This is a genomic window from Azohydromonas aeria (assembly GCF_009760915.1).
In the GTDB taxonomy this organism is placed as follows: Bacteria; Pseudomonadota; Gammaproteobacteria; order Burkholderiales; family Burkholderiaceae_C; genus Azohydromonas; species Azohydromonas aeria.
In genome coordinates, this window is the sequence record NZ_VIDQ01000112.1 from 1 (window position 1) to 17,233 (window position 17,233).

At 71.1% G+C, this 17,233-nt stretch carries 17 protein-coding genes; 11 read left to right on the forward strand and 6 right to left on the reverse strand.

All coding sequences use genetic code 11. From position 1 onward, the window contains the following. Positions 1–264 precede the first annotated feature (264 nt). The 3 genes from FJ694_RS33360 to FJ694_RS33370 form a co-directional block, all read right to left on the reverse strand. Positions 265–1,377 carry a WD40 repeat domain-containing protein gene (locus tag FJ694_RS33360; protein WP_198321140.1) on the reverse strand — a complete coding sequence of 371 codons (1,113 nt, stop codon included), beginning with the start codon at positions 1,375–1,377 and terminating at the stop codon, positions 265–267. Positions 1,378–2,007: 630 nt separating this feature from the next. Further along, entirely contained in the window at positions 2,008–3,084 is a 1,077-nt protein-coding gene (locus FJ694_RS33365; protein WP_157271834.1) for a four-carbon acid sugar kinase family protein, read from the reverse strand. Then, a complete protein-coding gene (locus FJ694_RS33370; protein WP_157271835.1) occupies positions 3,081–3,932 on the reverse strand; it encodes a DeoR/GlpR family DNA-binding transcription regulator in 852 nt (283 codons plus the stop codon). Before FJ694_RS33370 ends, FJ694_RS33365 begins: the two co-directional genes overlap by 4 nt. A gap of 132 nt (positions 3,933–4,064) precedes the next feature. Between FJ694_RS33370 and pdxA the strand changes: the two genes are divergently transcribed. From pdxA to FJ694_RS33400, 6 genes are all read left to right on the forward strand, one after another. After that, positions 4,065–5,102: a 4-hydroxythreonine-4-phosphate dehydrogenase PdxA gene (gene pdxA, locus FJ694_RS33375; RefSeq protein ID WP_157271836.1), complete on the forward strand. Its 1,038-nt coding sequence runs from the start codon at positions 4,065–4,067 to the stop codon at positions 5,100–5,102. Then, a complete protein-coding gene (locus FJ694_RS33380) occupies positions 5,099–6,298 on the forward strand; it encodes a sialidase family protein (protein WP_157271837.1) in 1,200 nt (399 codons plus the stop codon). Before pdxA ends, FJ694_RS33380 begins: the two co-directional genes overlap by 4 nt. Further along, positions 6,298–7,467 (forward strand): iron-containing alcohol dehydrogenase, encoded by a 1,170-nt coding sequence (locus FJ694_RS33385; RefSeq protein WP_157271838.1) that lies wholly within the window; start codon positions 6,298–6,300, stop codon positions 7,465–7,467. The genes FJ694_RS33380 and FJ694_RS33385 overlap by 1 nt, the downstream gene beginning before the upstream one ends. A 26-nt stretch (positions 7,468–7,493) precedes the next feature. Further along, positions 7,494–8,264: an HpcH/HpaI aldolase family protein gene (locus tag FJ694_RS33390; RefSeq protein ID WP_157271839.1), complete on the forward strand. Its 771-nt coding sequence runs from the start codon at positions 7,494–7,496 to the stop codon at positions 8,262–8,264. A 106-nt stretch (positions 8,265–8,370) separates the two neighbouring features. Continuing rightward, positions 8,371–9,345 (forward strand): Bug family tripartite tricarboxylate transporter substrate binding protein, encoded by a 975-nt coding sequence (locus FJ694_RS33395; RefSeq protein ID WP_157271840.1) that lies wholly within the window; start codon positions 8,371–8,373, stop codon positions 9,343–9,345. Then, entirely contained in the window at positions 9,335–10,063 is a 729-nt protein-coding gene (locus FJ694_RS33400; RefSeq protein WP_157271841.1) for an SDR family NAD(P)-dependent oxidoreductase, read from the forward strand. The genes FJ694_RS33395 and FJ694_RS33400 overlap by 11 nt, the downstream gene beginning before the upstream one ends. 9 nt (positions 10,064–10,072) lie before the next feature. Here FJ694_RS33400 and FJ694_RS33405 read toward each other — a convergent pair whose 3' ends face one another. Next, positions 10,073–11,155: a tartrate dehydrogenase gene (locus FJ694_RS33405; RefSeq protein WP_157271842.1), complete on the reverse strand. Its 1,083-nt coding sequence runs from the start codon at positions 11,153–11,155 to the stop codon at positions 10,073–10,075. Between the two features lie 140 nt (positions 11,156–11,295). Here FJ694_RS33405 and FJ694_RS33410 point away from each other — a divergent pair, with 140 nt between their 5' ends. Continuing rightward, entirely contained in the window at positions 11,296–12,255 is a 960-nt protein-coding gene (locus FJ694_RS33410) for a pseudouridine-5'-phosphate glycosidase (RefSeq protein ID WP_157271843.1), read from the forward strand. Here FJ694_RS33410 and FJ694_RS33415 read toward each other — a convergent pair. Then, the gene (locus tag FJ694_RS33415) at positions 12,252–12,965 is read right to left on the reverse strand and encodes an RES family NAD+ phosphorylase (protein WP_157271844.1); all 714 of its coding nucleotides are present in this window, start codon (positions 12,963–12,965) and stop codon (positions 12,252–12,254) included. The genes FJ694_RS33410 and FJ694_RS33415 overlap by 4 nt on opposite strands. Before the next feature lie 54 nt (positions 12,966–13,019). Continuing rightward, positions 13,020–13,415 carry an MbcA/ParS/Xre antitoxin family protein gene (locus FJ694_RS33420; RefSeq protein WP_157271845.1) on the reverse strand — a complete coding sequence of 132 codons (396 nt, stop codon included), beginning with the start codon at positions 13,413–13,415 and terminating at the stop codon, positions 13,020–13,022. A 220-nt stretch (positions 13,416–13,635) separates the two neighbouring features. Between FJ694_RS33420 and FJ694_RS33425 the strand changes: the two genes are divergently transcribed. The 4 genes from FJ694_RS33425 (at position 13,636) to FJ694_RS33440 (ending at position 16,984) form a co-directional block, all read left to right on the forward strand. Next, the gene (locus tag FJ694_RS33425) at positions 13,636–13,989 is read left to right on the forward strand and encodes a helix-turn-helix domain-containing protein (RefSeq protein ID WP_157271846.1); all 354 of its coding nucleotides are present in this window, start codon (positions 13,636–13,638) and stop codon (positions 13,987–13,989) included. After that, entirely contained in the window at positions 13,986–15,293 is a 1,308-nt protein-coding gene (locus FJ694_RS33430) for a type II toxin-antitoxin system HipA family toxin (RefSeq protein WP_445661323.1), read from the forward strand. Before FJ694_RS33425 ends, FJ694_RS33430 begins: the two co-directional genes overlap by 4 nt. Positions 15,294–15,380: 87 nt before the next feature. Continuing rightward, on the forward strand, positions 15,381–16,151 hold the full coding sequence (locus tag FJ694_RS33435; protein ID WP_157271847.1) for a gamma-glutamyl-gamma-aminobutyrate hydrolase family protein: 771 nt from the start codon (positions 15,381–15,383) through the stop codon (positions 16,149–16,151). Then, positions 16,148–16,984: a gamma-glutamyl-gamma-aminobutyrate hydrolase family protein gene (locus FJ694_RS33440; RefSeq protein ID WP_157271848.1), complete on the forward strand. Its 837-nt coding sequence runs from the start codon at positions 16,148–16,150 to the stop codon at positions 16,982–16,984. Before FJ694_RS33435 ends, FJ694_RS33440 begins: the two co-directional genes overlap by 4 nt. Positions 16,985–17,233: the final 249 nt, after the last annotated feature.

The following is a 17,233-nucleotide window of genomic DNA, read 5'->3' on the forward strand; positions in this document are numbered from 1 at the left end:
TGCCGGCCGTGACCACCAGGATCGGCCCACCCGGGCCCTGCGCCGGGTCGGCCGCCTGCGCCGGGCGCGGTGCCCAGCACAGCAGCAGCGCCAGCGCCCACAGCGCCAGCGCCGCCCACCACACCCGCTGCGCGCCGCGCGCGCCCATGCTCCCGCCATGCAACATCGCTGCACTCCTCGGTTTCTTGTCCGTGCCGCGCGCCGGCCGTGCCGCCGGCGCGCGTACCCCGCCAAACGCCGCCTGTCCTGCCGCCTCTGCCCGGGTCAGCGCGCCACGCCGCTGTTCACGTTCCAGCGCACGAAGCGGTTGTCGTCGTTGCCCGCGAACAGCAGGTTCTTGTTCTTGTTGTCGAACACCAGCGAGTTGATCGCCGCGGCCGACACCGACAGTTGTTTCTGCAACGAGGCCCCGGCCAGGTCCCAGACCAGGATGCGGCCCTCCTCGTCGCCACTGGCCAGCACCGAGCCGTCGCGGCTGTAGGCGACGCTGCGCACCGCGGCCTTGTGGCCGGCAAGGGCCTGCGCGCGCACGCCCGTGGCCAGGTCCCAGGTCAGCACTTGGCCGTCGTTGCTGGCGCTGGCCAGGGTGCGGCCGTCAGGGCTGAAGGCCACGCCGTTGACCGCGTCGGCATGGCCGCGCAGCGTGTGCAGCAGCTTGCGCGAGGCCACGTCCCAGACGAGGATGCGCGCCGCCGCGTCGGCGCTGGCCAGGCGCTGGCCGTCCGGGCTGAAGGCCACCGCGTTGACGAAGCCGGTGTGGCCACCGGAGAGGATGCCGGCAAGCTTGCCCGTGTTGGCCTTCCACAGCATGACGCGCGTCTCCTCGCCGGCGGTGGCGATGAGGCTGCCGTCCGGGCTCTGCGCGATGCTGCGGATCGGGTGCTCATGGCCCTGCATCAGGTGGACCTGCTTGCCGGTGGCGACGTTGAACACCCGCACGTCGCTGTCGCGCCCCACCACGCCGATGAACTTGCCGTCGTTGCTGAAGGCCACGCCCGTGGCCACGGCGTCGATCCTGCCGTTGAACTTGAGCACGTCGAGCAGGCTGCCCGCGTCGAGCACCTGCACCGACCCGTCAGCCCGCGTCACCGCCACGGAACTGCCGTCGGGCGACAGCGCCACCGATGTCACGCCCTTCTTCAGGTATTTACCCAGTGTTTTGCGCAGCAGGGCCTGCGGTTTCTCGGTATTGGCGTTGGCATCGGCGTTGGCGTTTGCCGCCGCGTTTTGACTTTCGACACCGGCGCCCACCTGGGCTGCCTGATTCGAGGTATTGCCGGCCTGATCACCGCCGCCACATCCGCCGAGCGCCGCGCCCAGCAGCAGCGCCAGCGATGCCGAATAAATGGACCGGGTTTGAAAACCCCTGTAGTTCATGGATACCCCCCAGAAAAAGGATGCGCAAAAGGCGCGATGCATTCGCTTGAAACCGGGTACGGGCAGCGGATGTGAACCACCGACATGAATCGCAACAATCCGCTGCCCTGCGCCGGCACCGAGCGGGCCGGCACGGCCTCGGGCGCCGTGGACCTCGAATCGGGTGTTTGGAGTTATTGACGACGACGAGAAAAACAGGCTGAGGCTTGATGTCCACGGCAGCAGGCGGGAAATATTTACCGCACGTCCGGAATACCCGGCGGCAATACCTGCCAAAGGCGAACGACCCCTCCCAAGCGTTGAATCAATATGTGCAAACAGTCGTCTCTATAGCACTTTGATCTGCCGCCCGGCCGGCTTGATTTCGAGCATCAGAAACAAGTGTTAATTGACTTGTTGAAGTCGCTTCAATTTGTGCCACGGGCACTTTGAACGGGGGGAATATCAGGGGGCCGGCCGGCGGGTGCCGATGCGTGCCGGAAACCGCAGATCGAAGGCTGGAGAGCGCAGACCGATGGCCGGTGCGGCAGCGGCACCAGTGGCCTGGGAGGCCAGGCGCGGCAGGCAGCCCCGCCGGCGGTGCCGGGATCACGGCCCGGTCCCGGCGGAATGGGGGATGGACGGGCGGCTTCAGGCCCGGGCGGCCGCCAGCGCGTCCATCACGTCGAGCAGGTCGCCCGGCCCGCCGAAGGCGCCCGAGCGCGTATGGCAGACCAGGCCATCCCAGCGCCCGCCCACCAGTTGCGCGCTGCCCCAGCCCGGGCGCTCCAGCGCCGGCGCCGAGCGCAGACCGCCGGCGCCCAGCGCCCGGCACAGCGCCAGCAGCGTGTCGCCGCCCACGACCACCAGCGCGCCCGGACGCGGTGCGTGCCGCGCGATCAGCGCGGCCTGCCGCTCCAGCAGCGCAGCAGCTTCGCCGGCCGTGATGAGCGTTTCAGGCGACAGGTCGATCAGCCGCGGGTAGCCCGCCGCCTCGCGGCGCAGCGACGCCGGATCGGTCCCGGCATGGCACTGGTCGGCCCAGCGCGAGCCGCGCAACACGCGCCACTGCTCGCGCGACACCGCGTGGTGGCTGGCGCTGACCAGCATCGGCGGCCCGGCCACCGGCGCCGCGGCCGCGCCGGCGCTGGGTACCCCCATCCGGCGCGCCAGCGCATGCGCCAGCCCGGCGCTGCCGCACCACAGCCGGCGCGCCGCGCCGGGCTGCAACGCCAGCGCGGCCACCGCGTCCATCTCCGCGTCGCTGCGCACGTCGGGCACCCAGAGCCCCGCCTGCGCCCCCAACACCTGCGCGATGGTTTCCGCTCGTGCCGGCGTGCGTGCCTCGCCCGGCCGCACGATCCACTGCTGCCCGGCCTCCGTCACGCGCCCCTGGGCCGGGAACGCCGGTGCAAAGACGATGCCTTCAAAGCCACCCTGCCCGGCGAGCCAGCTCGCCTCGTGAAAAGTGTTGCCGCGCAGCAGGCTGTCCACCTTCTTGAACGCGACGCCGGCCCCGCGCAGCCACTCCACGCTCGGCGCCAGCAACGCCGGCAGCTCGCCGGGCGGCACGTCGCGCGTGGCGGTGGCCACGATCTCCACCGGCAGCCCCGCCGTGGCCGCCGTGGCCGCCGGGCGGCCCAGGTGCACCGGCACGCCGGCGCCGAAGGCGGCGGCGCAGTCCAGCGCGCCGGTCAGGTCGTCGGCCAGGATGCGCAGGCTCGTCATGGCCGCACCTTCACCACGGTCAGCTTCAGGCCCAGGGCGCGCAGCCGCTCCTCCTCGGCCGCGGGCAGGCCGGTGTCGGTGATGACTTCGCCCACCGCGTCCAGCGTGGCGATGCGCATGAAGGCGCGCGGGCGGAATTTCGACGAGTCCACCAGCAGCCGCGTGCTGTTGGCGGCCCTCATCAGCGCGCGCTTCACCCCGGCCAGCTCGGCCGAGGTTTCGGAGATCTCGTCGTCCGTCACCGCGTGCGCGCCCAGCAGCAGCACGTCGGCGCGCAGCGCGCCAGCCTGCTCCACCAGCGACTGGCCCAGCAGCGTGGCGCTGCCCGGGCGCAGCTGGCCGCCCAGCACGTGCACCTGGACCAGCGGCGACTTGCCCAGCACCTGCGCGATCACGAGGTCGTTGGTCACGGCCGTGAGCGGGATCTGGCGCCGCACCGCCGCGCGCGCCGCCTCCAGCACGGTGGTGCCGCTGTCGAAGATGACGCTCTGGCGCGGCAGCAGCGCCTCGGCCGCCGCCTGCCCGATGGCCGCCTTCTCGCGCGGCGAGAGTTCGGCCGCGGCCACCGGGTCGGGCTCGAAGGTGGCGTATTCCGGCGCCTGCTGGCGCAGCAGCGCGCCGCCGTGCGTGCGGTCCACCACGCCCTCGGCCGCGAGCGCGTCGAGGTCGCGCCGCAGCGTGGAGATCGAAGCGCCCAGCGCCTGCTCCAGCTGGCCGATCGTGACCGCGCCGTGCACGCGCAGGAAATCGACGATGCGCTGGCGCCGCTGCGCTGGCAGCAGGTTCGAAACCGCGGCTTCCGCGGTGACGGTGGCGGGAGCCACGGCGATGTCGGAGGGAAGTGACATGACGTTTTCCGGGTGATTGCGACGCATCTTGCCATAGACTCTGGTAGGTAGTGGCACCTATTGGTTGTTTTTGAAGCTTTGTGATTGAATACGTTCACTCGCTTCCAGAATGCTTCATCAAGGAACCACCGCATGACTGCTCCCATTCGCCTCGCCTTCACGATGGGCGACCCTGCCGGCATCGGCCCCGAGATCATTGCCAAGGCCGTGCGCGAGATGGCCGGCCTGGTGCAGGCCGGGCGTGCCGAGTTCATCGTGCTGGGCAGCGCCGCGGCGCTGGCGCAGGCTGAAGCGCTGCTGGGCCTGCCGGCCGCCGGTGCCGACGGCCGCGCCTTCTACCGCGTGGTCGATGTCGGCCCGGTGGATGCGCCGGTCGTCACCGGCCAGGTGGCCGCCGCCGGCGGCGAGTGGGCGTACCGCGCGGTGGCCGAGGCGGCGCGCATGGTGCAGGCCGGCGAGGCCGACGCCATCGTCACCGGCCCGCTGTCCAAGGAAGCGCTGCACTTGGCGGGCCACCATTTCGAAGGCCATACCGAGCTGCTGGCGCACCTCACCGGCCAGCGCGACGCCGTGATGATGCTGGCCCACGGCGACATGCGCGTCACTCACGTCACCACGCACTGCGCGCTGGCCGAGGTGCCCAAGCGCATCACGCCGCAGCGGCTGCGCCGCGTCTTCGACGTCACGCTGGACGCCATGCGCGCGCTGGGCATCGAGCAGCCGCGCGTGGCCGTGGCCGGTCTGAACCCGCATTGCGGCGAGGGCGGCATCCTGGGCACCGAGGACGACGCCATCATCGCCCCCGTCATCCGCGAGTACGCGGCGCGCGGCCTGGTCGGCCCGGTGCCGGGCGACACGGTGTTCATCAAGCTGCGCGCGCGGCAGTTCGACGCGGTGGTGGCCATGTTCCACGACCAGGGCCACATCCCGCTGAAGCTGCTGGGCTTCCAGGTCGATCCGGAGACCGGCGCCTGGCAGTCCATCAGCGGCGTGAACATCACGCTGGGCCTGCCGATCCTGCGCACCTCGGTGGACCACGGCACGGCCTTCGACATCGCCGGCAAGGGCGTGGCCAGCGCCACCAGCGTGGTCGAGGCGGCCGAGTACGCGCTGCAGCTCATCGCCGGCCGGCGCGCGCTGGCGGCCCGGTCGGAAGGAGCCCAGGCATGAGCGCGGGCCTGTTGCATCCGCATCCGGACGACGCGGCGCGCCAGGTCGCCGACATCCCCTCGCTGCGCGTCCAGGCCCATGCCGCCAACCTGATGTTCCTGCACGGCGGCGCGCTCGGCTGCGTCTGGTTCGGCGGGAGCATGGAGGGCAAGTCCGACATCTGCGTCTTCATGTCGCGGCTGGAGCCCGGCGCGAGCCGGTGGAGCGAGCCGGTGCAGCTGTCCTTCGACCCGGAGCGCTCGGAGCAGAACCCGATCCTGTTTCCCGCGCCCGACGGCACGCTGTGGCTGCTGCACACCGCCCAGAGCGCCGGGCACCAGGACACCTCCGTCGTGCGCCGGCGCGTCTCGCACGACGACGGCCGCACCTGGGGACCCACCGAGACGCTGAAGGACGTGCCCGCGGGCACCTTCGTGCGCCAGCCGCTGCAGGTGCAGCCCGACGGCAGCTGGCTGTTGCCGATCTTCAATTGCCGGGCCCTGCCCGGCCAGGCCTGGGACGGCAGCCTGGACGACAGCGCCGTGCTGCGCTCCACCGACCAGGGCGCGAGCTGGCAGCGCATCGAGGTGCCCGGCAGCCTGGGCTGCGTGCACATGAGCATCGTCCCCGGCCAGGGCGAGGGCGAGCTGCTCGCGTTCTTCCGCAGCCGCTGGGCGGACCATGTCTACCGCAGCGCGAGCGCGGACGGCGGCCTGAGCTGGTCGGCGCCGCAGCCCTGCGGGCTGCCCAACAACAATTCCTCCATCCAGGCGCTGCGCCTGGCCGACGGTCGGCTGGCGATGATCTTCAACGCCAGCAGCGCGCTGGACGCCACCGGGCGGCGCGAGTCGCTGTACGACGAGCTGGAGGAAGACGGCCAGGACACCGCCGCGGCGGCGGCGCAGCCGAGCGCCGTTGCGGGCGAAACGCCCGCGCGCCGCGCCTTCTGGGGCGCGCCGCGCGCGCCGCTGACGCTGGCGCTGTCCGGGGACGACGGCCTCACCTGGCCCTGGCAGCGCCATCTGGAGGTCGGCGACGGCTACTGCATGAGCAACAACTCGGCGCAGCGCCTGAACCGCGAGTACTCCTATCCCTCCATCCGCCAGGGCGCCGACGGCGCGCTGCACCTGGCCTACACCGTGTTCCGCCAGCACATCCGCCACGCGCGCGTGATGCCGGACTGGATCCAGCAAACCTCCACGCCGGAGCAAGCCTGATGAGCACCCCGACCTACGCCATCCTCAACCCGGGCCGCGTCATCGCCGGCGCCGGCAGCATCGAGCAGCTCGCCGAAGTGGCCCGAGGCTTCAATGCCCGGCACGTGCTTGTCGTCAGCGACAAGGGCGTGGCCGCGGCCGGCCTGGTGCAGGGCCCCTGCGCCGCGCTGGAGGGCGCGGGCCTGCGCGTCACGCTCATCGACAGCACGCCGCCGGAGCCCGACGTGGCCGACGTGGAGGCCATCCTGGCCGCGGCCCGTGCCGCCGGCGGCGCGCCGGACCTGGTGGTGGGCATCGGCGGCGGCAGCGCCATGGACGTGGCCAAGATCGTGGCCGTGCTGCTGGCGCATGACCTCGACCTGCGCGCGCTGCTGGCCAAGACCGCCGAAATCCCCGCGCGCGGCTTGCCCAGCGTGATGGTGCCGACGACGGCGGGCACCGGCTCCGAGGCCACGCCCAATTCCATCATCCTGGTGGCCGAGGACGAGCTGAAGGTGGGCATCGTCAGCGCGCGGCTGATGCCCGACACCGTCCTCCTCGACCCGCTGCTCACGCTCACGCTGCCCCCGGCCGTGACCGCCTCCACCGGCATGGACGCGCTCACCCACGCCATCGAGTGCTATTGCTCGAAGAAGGGCAACCCGTTCAGCGACCTGTACGCGCTGGAGGCGATCCGGCTGATCGCGCGCAGCATCCGCCGCGCCGTGGCCAACGGGCGCGACGTGGCCGCGCGCGAGGACATGCTCATGGGCGCCTACTGGGGCGGCGTGTGCATCGCCACCTCCAGCACCACCGCCGTGCACGCGCTGGCCTACCCGCTGGGCGGCAAGTACCGCATGCCGCACGGGCTGTCCAACGCCATCCTGCTGCCGTCGGTCATGGCCTTCAACCTCGTGGGCAGCGAGCGCCGCTTCGCCGCCATGGCGCGCGCCATGGGGCTGGACACCGGGGGCCTGTCCGACGCGCAAGCGGGCACGGCCTTCGTCGAAGAGTTGAAACGGCTCAACGCCGACCTGGGCGTGCCGCCGCACCTGCGCGGCTGGGGCATCGACGAGACGCACCTGGACGGCCTGGTCGAGGGCGCATCCAAGGTGACGCGGCTGCTGGACAACAACCCGCGGCCCATGAGCCGCGCCGACATGCGCGCGCTCTACGCGGCGCTGCTGTGAACACAAGACTTCAGGAGACAAGGACCATGAGCAACTCCCTGCCCGTCAACACCCTCAAGCAGGCCCTGGCCGCGAACCGGCGCCAGGTCGGCCTGTGGGTGACCTTCGCCCACCAGCCCATCGCCGAGGTGCTGGCCGACTCGGGCTTCGACTGGCTCCTCTTCGACATGGAGCACAGCCCGACCGACCTGCACCAGGTCGGCCAGCAGCTGCTGGCCGTGCGCGGGCGGGGCGTCGCGCCGATCGTGCGCGTGCCGATCCTGGACATGGGCTGGATCAAGCGCGTGCTCGATGCGGGCGCGCCGAACATCATGATCCCCAACGTGCGCAACGCCGCCGAGGCGCGCGACGCCGTGGCCTTCACGCGCTTCGCGCCCGAAGGGCTGCGCGGCGTGGCCGGCAGCACGCGCGGCGGCAACTACACCCGCTACAAGGACTACATGGCGCGCGCCAACGACGAGGTCGGCGTGATCGTGCAGATCGAGTCGCGTGAGGCGCTGGACGACCTGGAGGCGATCTGCCGAGTGCCCGGCGTGGACGCCATCTTCGTCGGCCCCTCGGACCTGGCGGCGAGCCTGGGCTTGCGCGGCCAAGCCGGGCACCCGGAGGTGCAGGCCGCCATCGCGCAGGCCTTCCGCACCGCCAACGCCGCCGGCAAGGCCGCCGGCACGCTGGCCGCCGACGGCAAGGCCGACCACTACTTCGAGGCCGGCGCCACGATGGTGGGCGTGGGCACCGACCTGCACCTGCTCATCGCCGGCGCCGACGCGGTCGCGGCGCGCTACGTGCAGCGCTGAGCTTCATCCCATCACCCCACCGAAACGCTGACAGGAAGCTTCGGAAAGCCGCCGGCAACAGGCGGCCGTGCGGAGCACTGTCCGCAAGACACCCAGGAGACAAACCATGAACCGCCGTCACATCCTCCGCTCCGTCGCCGCCGCCTCGCTGCTGGCTGCCGCCGCAACCTTTCCGGCCCTGGCGCAGGGCGGCTACCCGGTGAAGCCGATCACCATGGTCGTGCCCTTCCCGCCCGGCGGCACGCTCGACACGGTGGCGCGCGCGCTGGCGCAGAAGCTCGGCGAGCAGATGGGCCAGACCGTGGTGGTGGACAACCGCCCCGGCGGCGCCGGCACCATCGGCGCGGTGGCGGTGAAGAACGCGCCGGCCGACGGCTACACGCTGCTGTTCAGCGCCTCGACCATGACCACCACGCCGCTGACCATGAAGAGCGCGCCCTACGACGTGGCCAAGGACTTCGCGCCGGTGGGGCTGATCGCCAAGGCGCCGCTGGCGGTGGCCGTCAACAAGAACCTGCCCTTCTCCGACGTGAAGGGCCTCATCGCCCATGCCAAGGCCAACCCCGGCAAGATGAGTTTCGCCATCGGCTCCTCGGGCTCGGCCGGCCACCTCTCCACCGAGCTGCTGCGCCGCGCCAGCGGCATCGAGTACCTGATCGTCCCCTACAAGGGCTCGGCCCCGGCCTACCAGGACCTGGTCGGCGGGCAGATCGACGGCTTCATCGACCCGATCCTGGGCTCCTCCTCCTTCGCCAAGGCCGGGCAGCTGAAGGTGGTGGCCGTGACTTCCAAGACGCGCGTGCCCAGCCTGCCCGACGTGCCCACCGTGGCCGAGACGCTGCCGGGCTACGAGTTCTACAGCTGGTACGGCGTGTGGGCCCCGGCCAGGCTGCCCGCCGACATCGCGCAGAAGCTCAACACCGAGATCAACAAGGCACTCAGCGGCGAGATGAAGGACAAGCTGCTGGCGCAGGGCGTGCTGGTCACGCCGGGCTCCATCGCCGACTTCGTGAGCTTCCAGAAGGACGACATGGCCAAGGCCGCGAAGATCATTGCCGAAGGGAAGATCCGTGCCGAGTGAGGCGGTTGCGGCGGCAACGGCGCTCGCGCCGCGCCACGCGCTGGTGACGGGCAGCAGCTCCGGCATCGGCCTGGCCATCGCCGAGCGGCTGCTGGCCGAGGGCTGGCAAGTGACGGGGCTGCAGCGCGGGCCGGCGGCGCTGGACCATCGGGCACTGCGGACGCTGCGCGTGGACCTGGGCGACGGCGCCGCGCTGGACCAGGCGCTGGCCGGCATGGCGCCGCCCGACGCGGTGGTGCACGCCGCCGGCGTGCTGCGCACCGCGGCGCTGGGCCGCCTCGACCCCGCCGAGTCCGAGCTGATGTGGCGGCTGCACGTGGACGCCGCCACGCGGCTGGCCGACGCGCTGCTGCCGCGCATGGCCGCGGCCGGGCGCGGCGGCCGGCTGGTGCTGATCGGCAGCCGCGTCGCCGGCGGCATGCCCGGGCGCAGCCAGTACGCCGCGACCAAGGCGGCGCTGGTGGCGCTGGCGCGCAGCTGGGCGGCGGAGGTGGCGCCGCAGGGCGTGACGGTCAACGTCGTCTCGCCCGCGGCCACCGACACGCCGATGCTGGCCGACCCGGCGCGCGCGTCCTCGGCGCCGAAGCTGCCGCCGATCGGGCGGCTGATCCGGCCCGACGAGGTGGCGGCGCTGGTGGCCTTCCTGCTGTCCGACGCGGCTGCGGCCATCACCGGGCAGGAGATCCAGGTGTGCGGGGGGTCGTCGCTGGCGCGGTGAGGGGCCGCCTCAGATCAGCGCCGCCACCGCCTGCCCCATCTCGGTCGTGTTGGCGCTGCCGCCCAGGTCGCGGGTGCGCGGGCCCTCGCGCAGCACGGTCTCGATCGCCTTGACGATGGCGTCGTGGGCCTGGCGCCCGGCGCCCTGGCCCTGGGTCAGGAAGTCCAGCATCAGCGCGCCCGACCAGATCATGGCCACCGGGTTGGCGATGTTCTGGCCGTAGATGTCGGGCGCCGAGCCGTGCACCGGCTCGAACAGCGAGGGGAAGCGGCGCTCGGGGTTGAGGTTGGCCGACGGCGCCAGACCGATGGTGCCGGTGCAGGCCGGCCCCAGGTCCGACAGGATGTCGCCGAACAGGTTGCTCGCCACGACCACGTCGAAGCGATCCGGCTGCAGCACGAAGCGGGCGCTGAGGATGTCGATGTGCTGCTTGTCCGCCTTCACCTCCGGATAGCCGCGGCCGATGTCGTCGGCGCGCTCGTCCCACCACGGCATGCTCACGGCGATGCCGTTGCTCTTGGTGGCGACGGTGAGTTTTTTCCGCGGGCGCGACTGCGCCAGCTCGAAGGCGAATCTCAGGACGCGCTCGGTGCCGTGGCGCGAGAACACCGACTCCTGGATCACGATCTCGCGCTCGGTGCCCTCGAAGATGCGCCCGCCCAGGTTCGTGTACTCGCCCTCGGTGTTCTCGCGCACCACGAAGAAGTCGATGTCGCCGGCCTGGCGCCCGGCCAGCGGGCAGGGCACGCCCTCGAACAGGCGCACCGGGCGCAGGTTGATGTACTGGTCGAACTCGCGCCGGAACTTCAGCAGCGATCCCCACAGCGACACGTGGTCCGGCACCGTCGCGGGCCAGCCCACGGCGCCAAAGAAGATGGCGTCCATGCCCTGGAGCTGCGTCTTCCAGTCGTCGGGCATCATCTTTCCGTGTGCCTGCCAGTAGTCGCAGCTGGCCCAGTCGATGTGCGTGAACTCCAGGCCGATGCCGAACTTGTCGGCCGCGGCCTGCACGCTGCGCAGCCCTTCGGGCATCACTTCCTTGCCGATGCCGTCGCCGGGGATGACGGCGATGCGGTAGGTCTTGTTTTCCATGGCGGGTACTCCGTTGCAAGAGGGGCGAAATGGTGCCAGCGCCGGCGGCGCGGCCGGGCGCCTGGAGCCTGACGGGCACGGGCGGGGCCCGCGGCGGCTGCGACACTGGCCGCCTCCCCACTTCCCGCAGGCACAGCGCCATGGCTCCAGAGCACGCGTCCTCCTGGCTCGCCTTCAGCCCCGCCGCCGCCGCGGCCCGCGCCGCCGGGCGGCCGCTGGTGGCGCTGGAATCGACCATCATCGCCCACGGCATGCCCTGGCCCGACAACGTGCGCACCGCGCGCGAGGTCGAGGCCGTGATCCGCAGCCTGGGCGCCGAGCCCGCCACCATCGCGCTGGTCAAGGGGCGCATCCGCATCGGGCTGAGCGACGACGAGCTGGAGCTGCTGGGCCGCGGCGGCCAGGCGCAGAAGGTCAGCCGCCGCGACCTGCCGGCCGTGCTGGCCGAGGGAAGCCTGGGCGCCACCACGGTGGCCGCCACCATGATCTGCGCGCACCTGGCCGGCATCGAGGTGTTCGTGACCGGCGGCATCGGCGGCGTGCACCGCGAGGCGCAGCAGAGCTTCGACGTCTCCGCCGACCTGCTGGAGCTGGCGCGCACGCCGGTGGCGGTGGTGTGCGCGGGCGCCAAGTCGATCCTAGACATCGGGCTGACGCTGGAAGTGCTGGAGACGCACGGCGTGCCGGTGCTGGCCTGCGAGCAGGACAACTTCGCCGCCTTCTACACCCGCGACAGCGGTTTCCCGGCCGACCGCCGCGTGGACGACCCCGCGGCGCAGGCGCGGCTGCTGCGCACGCAGTGGGACCTGGGTTTCAAAAGCGGCGCGGTGCTGAGCGTGCCGGTGCCCGAAGCCGCAGCGATGCCCAAGGAGGAGATCGACGCCATCACGGAGCAGGCGCTGGCCGAGGCCAAGGCGCAGGGCATCAGCGGCAAGGCGGTGACGCCGTTCCTGCTGGCGCGCATCAAGGCGCTCACCGGCGGGCGCAGCCTGGCGGCCAACATCGCCTTGGTGAAACACAACGCCGAGGTGGGGGCGCGGCTGGCACTGGCACTGGCGGCCACGGCGCATGGGGCCGAGCCGGGGCAGGCGCCGAATTAAATGGCCGACACCGGGAAATCCATCCAGGCCTTTCCCGGCTCCTTGTCCACGCAAACCTGCCCGCCGCCCAACCGGTAAGTCAGCTGGCAATTCGCCCGCGGATTCGACAGCACGGCCGGATTGAAAATCACGAAATTCCATCCCGGCGCATGCCGGACCGAAGGCGTGATCAATCCCGGATGCCCTTCGCGGTGAATCCGCGCGCCCACCGACTGGCAATAGCCGTAATCGCTGGGATGCAGCAAATCCGGAAAATCGCCGGCACAGGGCCGAAAATCGAGCAGCGCCGCGTGGCAGGCCACCGAATACACCTTGCGTTCGATGGAAACCGATTCATTCTCGAATCCGGCATCCGCCAGCAGGCCGTGCACCCAGTGGTACACGGTTTCACGGACCGTGGTTTCGACGCTGTCCGAGCCGTACCAGAGCCCGAAGCCGCCGTCGCAGAAGCGGCTGCTGCGCCAGTTGCGGAACGGCCACTCGATGGCGTTGAACCAGGCGGCATCCTCGAAGGGGCGGTCGATCACCGGGGTGCGCGAGCGGTAGGGCTGCGGCTTCGTTTCGTCCTCGACGGCCTGCGCCAGGGCCTGCGCGGCCGGGTCGTCACTGAGGTCGTCGAACAAGTCCTGGGACTGGCGGATGGAGACGATGTTGCGGATCACGTCCTGGCGAATGTCGGCCAAGGTCAGTTTCGAGAACAGGGAATCCACCGGCACCTTTCGTGAAATGATTTCTTGAATACTCTCCCGAATGATTTCCGCAAATCAAATGCCACGCGAACGGTCGAGATAGGCGCGCACCATCAACAAGCCCGCGAATCCATATTCCCGAATGACCTGCACCGGCGTGAGATTGTCGAAGGCCCGGTTGCGGGTACACATCCAGCGGTAGGCCAAGTCCCGGTTCTGGGGAAACAGCAATCTCAGGTTCTTGTGAATCCCGAGCAGATGGCCGACGCGCTCATACTGGTCGCGGCTGGTGCCGATCGGGTCGCCCTTGCGGTAGCGATTGAGTGCGGCCCGGTTGCTGGGCGCCAGGCCCAGCAGCGCCGCCTGGTCTTCCGTGCCCAGTTGCCAGTGGTCCAAGAGTTTCATCACCATCCGCGCCAGCTCGCCCCGGTCCTGGGACGCCGTGGTCCGGTGTTCCGGCAAGGCACTCATCGCTCGCTCTCCTTTCAGCCGTCCGATCCTTCAACGCCGGCATGATAGATCGCGTTTCGATGAAAACGTTTTGAGTTTCGATAAAACGGCCGTGTCCGCATCGAGCGGCCCCTTATGCCGGCCCGGGACAAAACGCCGGATCACGGCGAACGCTGATGCAGGCTGACATTAGCAAAAGCTCATAAGATGGCTTCATTAGTGATGTCTCATGGAGAAGCCCATGGACTTCGTGATCCGGCTGTCCGAGCAACTGGGTACGCAGCTGAAATCGCTGCGCAAGCAGCGCGGCCTGAGCCAGGAAGAGCTCGGCGCCCGACTGAGCGTCAGCCAGGGTCGCATCGCGCAGATCGAGGCGCAGCCCGGCAGCGTCAGCCTCGACCAGATCCTGCGCCTGCTGCAGGCGCTGGAGGCGCAGATGCTGGTCCGGCCGCTGCCGCTCACCTCCAACGCCGCGGCCCCCGAAACGCCCGCTGCCGAAGGTGCATCCGCGCAGGAGGCGCCGCCGGCGCCTGAGCCTGCGGCCGCGTCCACCGGCTCGCTGCTGTTCCGTCCGGCACCCAAGGGCTCGTGGTGAGCGCGCTGGCCGTCTGGATGAACGGCGAGCGGGTGGCGACGTGGAGCGTCCGCGGCACCGCGCACACGTTGCGGTACGAGCCGTCCTGGCTGGCCTCGCCGCGCTGCCGGCCGCTGTCGCTGTCGCTGCCCATCGCGGCCGGGCTGCGCCTGGACGGGCCGGTGGTGCGCAACTGGTTCGACAACCTGCTGCCTGACAACGCCGACATCCGCGAGCGGCTGCGCCGCCGCCATCGCGCCGCGGGCACCGACGCCTTCAACCTGCTCGCCGCCATCGGCCGCGACTGCGTGGGTGCCGTCCAGTTGCTGCCGCCCGATGCCGAGCCCCGGGGCTTCGATCGGCTCGACCACGACCCGCTCGACGACGAAGCGGTCGAGCAGCACCTGGACGACATGCTCGCCGGCACGCCTTTCGGGCGGGACGAGGACGAGGCGGCCTTCCGCATCTCCATTGCCGGCGCGCAGGAGAAGACGGCGCTGCTGCGCGTGGGCGAGCGCTGGTGCCGGCCGCGCGGCGCCACGCCCACCACCCACATCCTGAAGCTGCCGCTGGGGCTGGTGGGCGGCCTGCAACTGGACATGCGCGACTCGGTGGAGAACGAGTGGCTGTGCCTGAAGCTGCTCGGCGCGATGGGGCTGCCGGCGGCGGCCTGCGACATCGCCACCTTCGGCGCGCGCAAGGTGCTGGTGGTGGAGCGTTTCGACCGCCAATGGATGGACGCCGGGCGCTGGATCGCCCGGCTGCCGCAGGAGGACCTTTGCCAGGCCAGCGGCACGGCGCCGGGCGACAAGTACGAGGACCAGGGCGGCCCGGGCATGGAGCGCTGCCTGCGGCTGCTGTCCGGCAGCAGCGACGCGCAGCGCGACCGCGGCGTGTTCCTGCTGGCGCAACTGGCCTTCTGGCTGCTGGCCGCCACCGACGGCCACGCCAAGAACTTCTCCATCTTTCTGGCCGCGGGCGGCGGCTACCGCATGACGCCGCTGTACGACGTGCTGTCGGCCTGGACCGTGGAAGGCCCCCGGGCGAACCAGGTACGGGCGCAGAAGATGCGGCTGGCGATGGCGCTGCGCACGAAGAACGCGCACTACCGCCTGGCGGACATCCAGCCGCGCCATTGGCTGGAACTGGCCGACCGTGAGGCACCCGGGTTGCGGCACACGATGGTGGACATGGCGCAGGGTGTCACGGCGGCCGTGGCGCGGGTCGAGGCGATGCTGCCTGAGGGCTTCCCAGGCGCGGTGTGGGAAGTGATCACCGGGCGGTTGGTGGCTCAGGCGGAGAAGTTCCTGCGCGGGACAGGTTGATCGCCACCCGCTGTCGGCGCCGTCCTACGCCATGACGCGCCACCCGGCGCTTCCACAGGCGCCCCCCGCCGCTCCACCATCCTGGCCATGAGCGCCCACAAGCCCCTGGTGTGGCTGCCCGCCTGCCACCGCCACCTCAACGAGTTCGATCCCGGCGGCTACACGCTGCTGGCCGACCGCTACGCCGCGGCGGTGTGCCAGCTCGGGTTGCAGCCGATCCTCTTCCCCATGGCCGGCGCGGAGGACGTGCCCGACCTGCTGCCGCTGGTGGATGGCGTGCTGCTGACCGGCTCGCCCTCCAACGTCGAGGCCACGCGTTTCGGCTCGACCGCGCTGGCCACCGACCTGCTCGACCCGCGCCGCGACCGCCTGACCATGGCGCTGGTGCCCGCGGCGCTGGCCGCCGGCACGCCGCTCTTCGGCGTGTGCCGCGGGCTGCAGGAGATGAACGTGGCGCTGGGCGGCAGCCTCTACCAGGAGGTGCACGTCGAGCTGGGCGTGATGGACCACCGCGAGCCCGACGACGAGCCGCTGGAAGTGCAGTTCGCCGAGCGCCACGAGGTGCTGCTCACACCGGGCAGCGACTTCGCGCGCTGGGCCGGCGGCGAGCGGGCGATGGTCAACTCGCTGCACGGCCAGGGCATCAAGCGCCTGGGCCGCGGCCTCGTGGCCGAGGGGCACGCGCCCGACGGCCTGGTCGAGGCCGTGCGCGTGGAAGGCGTGCGCGGCTTCGCCTGCGGCGTGCAGTGGCACCCGGAATGGCAGCACGACCGCAACCCGTTCTACCAGCGCACGCTGGAGGCTTTTGCCGAGGCTTGCCGCGCGCACGGGCGGCCGCGCGAGGGGGCGGGGCAATGAACGCGCCGCACTTGATCAACGCGCCGGAGACCGCCGACCCGCTGGCCGCCGGGCGGGTGCCCTGCGTGTGGGTCGTCTCCAGCCACCGCGAGCTGGGCAACGAGCACGGCCATCCGCAGCCCTACACCGTGATGGACGAGGTCGGCACGCGCACGCTGCTCAACCGCGGGCTGCAGCCGGTGTGCTTCCCGCGCGTGCCCGCCGGGCGGCTGCCGCTGATGCTGGACCTGGTGCAGGGGGTGCTGCTGGGCGGCTCGGCCACCAACGTGCACCCGCGCCACTACGGCGAGGAGCCGGCGCACCCCGGCATGGAGTTCGACCACGAGCGCGAGGCGGTGACGCTGCCGCTGATCCGGCTGTGCATCGAGCGCGGCGTGCCGCTGATCGGCTTTTGCCGCGGCAGCCACGAGATCAACGTCGCCATGGGCGGCAGCCTGCACCAGGACCTGAAGCTGCGCGGCGGGCCGGTGGTGCACTGGGAGGACCCGGACGAGTCGCTGGCCGACCAGTACGCCGAGCGCCACGAGGTCAGCCTCGTGCCCGGCGGCGAGCTGGAGCGGCTCACCGGCTGCCCGCGCTTCGCGGTGAGCTCGCTGCACATGCAGGGCGTCAAGCGCCTGGCCACCGGGCTGGTGGCCGAGGCCCATGCCGACGACGGCCTGGTGGAAGCCTTCCGCTGGCACGACGCCCGGCAGTTCGCCTGGGGCTTTCAATTTCATCCCGAGTGGGGACACCAGGCGCATCCGCGCTACGCCCGGATCATCGGGACCTTCGTGGAGGCGTGCTGGGAACGGTTTCGCGCGCAGGTGGGTGTGCAAAGCGCAACGCTTTGAGCGACAAGACGCCGCGTACCGGCACTGTTCCCGTTCAGTGGCCGGGCAGTCGGCCGGAGCCTGTAGGAGGCCCGCTTGCGGGCCGAACCCTGCCCAGGCCGCGGATTCGGCCCGCAAGCGGACTACAGGGACTTCTCCCGAGGTCAATGGCCCGGTGTTGGTATTCGACTTCTCTGGTGTTGGCGACGCGTCGTGGTGACAGTGCACGACGAAGGATCAGATTGCACATCTACAGACGGCCTTGTTGCA

Excerpts from the sequence above, each read along its gene's own strand:
- FJ694_RS33440 (WP_157271848.1), top strand. The coding sequence starts at position 16,148 with ATGAACGCGCCGCACTTGATCAACGCGCCGGAGACCGCCGACCCGCTG.
- FJ694_RS33420 (WP_157271845.1), bottom strand. The coding sequence starts at position 13,415 with ATGAGTGCCTTGCCGGAACACCGGACCACGGCGTCCCAGGACCGGGGC.
- FJ694_RS33370 (WP_157271835.1), bottom strand. The coding sequence starts at position 3,932 with ATGTCACTTCCCTCCGACATCGCCGTGGCTCCCGCCACCGTCACCGCG.
- pdxA (WP_157271836.1), top strand. The coding sequence starts at position 4,065 with ATGACTGCTCCCATTCGCCTCGCCTTCACGATGGGCGACCCTGCCGGC.
- FJ694_RS33380 (WP_157271837.1), top strand. The coding sequence starts at position 5,099 with ATGAGCGCGGGCCTGTTGCATCCGCATCCGGACGACGCGGCGCGCCAG.
- FJ694_RS33425 (WP_157271846.1), top strand. The coding sequence starts at position 13,636 with ATGGACTTCGTGATCCGGCTGTCCGAGCAACTGGGTACGCAGCTGAAA.
- FJ694_RS33360 (WP_198321140.1), bottom strand. The coding sequence starts at position 1,377 with ATGAACTACAGGGGTTTTCAAACCCGGTCCATTTATTCGGCATCGCTG.
- FJ694_RS33435 (WP_157271847.1), top strand. The coding sequence starts at position 15,381 with ATGAGCGCCCACAAGCCCCTGGTGTGGCTGCCCGCCTGCCACCGCCAC.
- FJ694_RS33365 (WP_157271834.1), bottom strand. The coding sequence starts at position 3,084 with ATGACGAGCCTGCGCATCCTGGCCGACGACCTGACCGGCGCGCTGGAC.
- FJ694_RS33405 (WP_157271842.1), bottom strand. The coding sequence starts at position 11,155 with ATGGAAAACAAGACCTACCGCATCGCCGTCATCCCCGGCGACGGCATC.
- FJ694_RS33385 (WP_157271838.1), top strand. The coding sequence starts at position 6,298 with ATGAGCACCCCGACCTACGCCATCCTCAACCCGGGCCGCGTCATCGCC.
- FJ694_RS33395 (WP_157271840.1), top strand. The coding sequence starts at position 8,371 with ATGAACCGCCGTCACATCCTCCGCTCCGTCGCCGCCGCCTCGCTGCTG.
- FJ694_RS33390 (WP_157271839.1), top strand. The coding sequence starts at position 7,494 with ATGAGCAACTCCCTGCCCGTCAACACCCTCAAGCAGGCCCTGGCCGCG.
- FJ694_RS33410 (WP_157271843.1), top strand. The coding sequence starts at position 11,296 with ATGGCTCCAGAGCACGCGTCCTCCTGGCTCGCCTTCAGCCCCGCCGCC.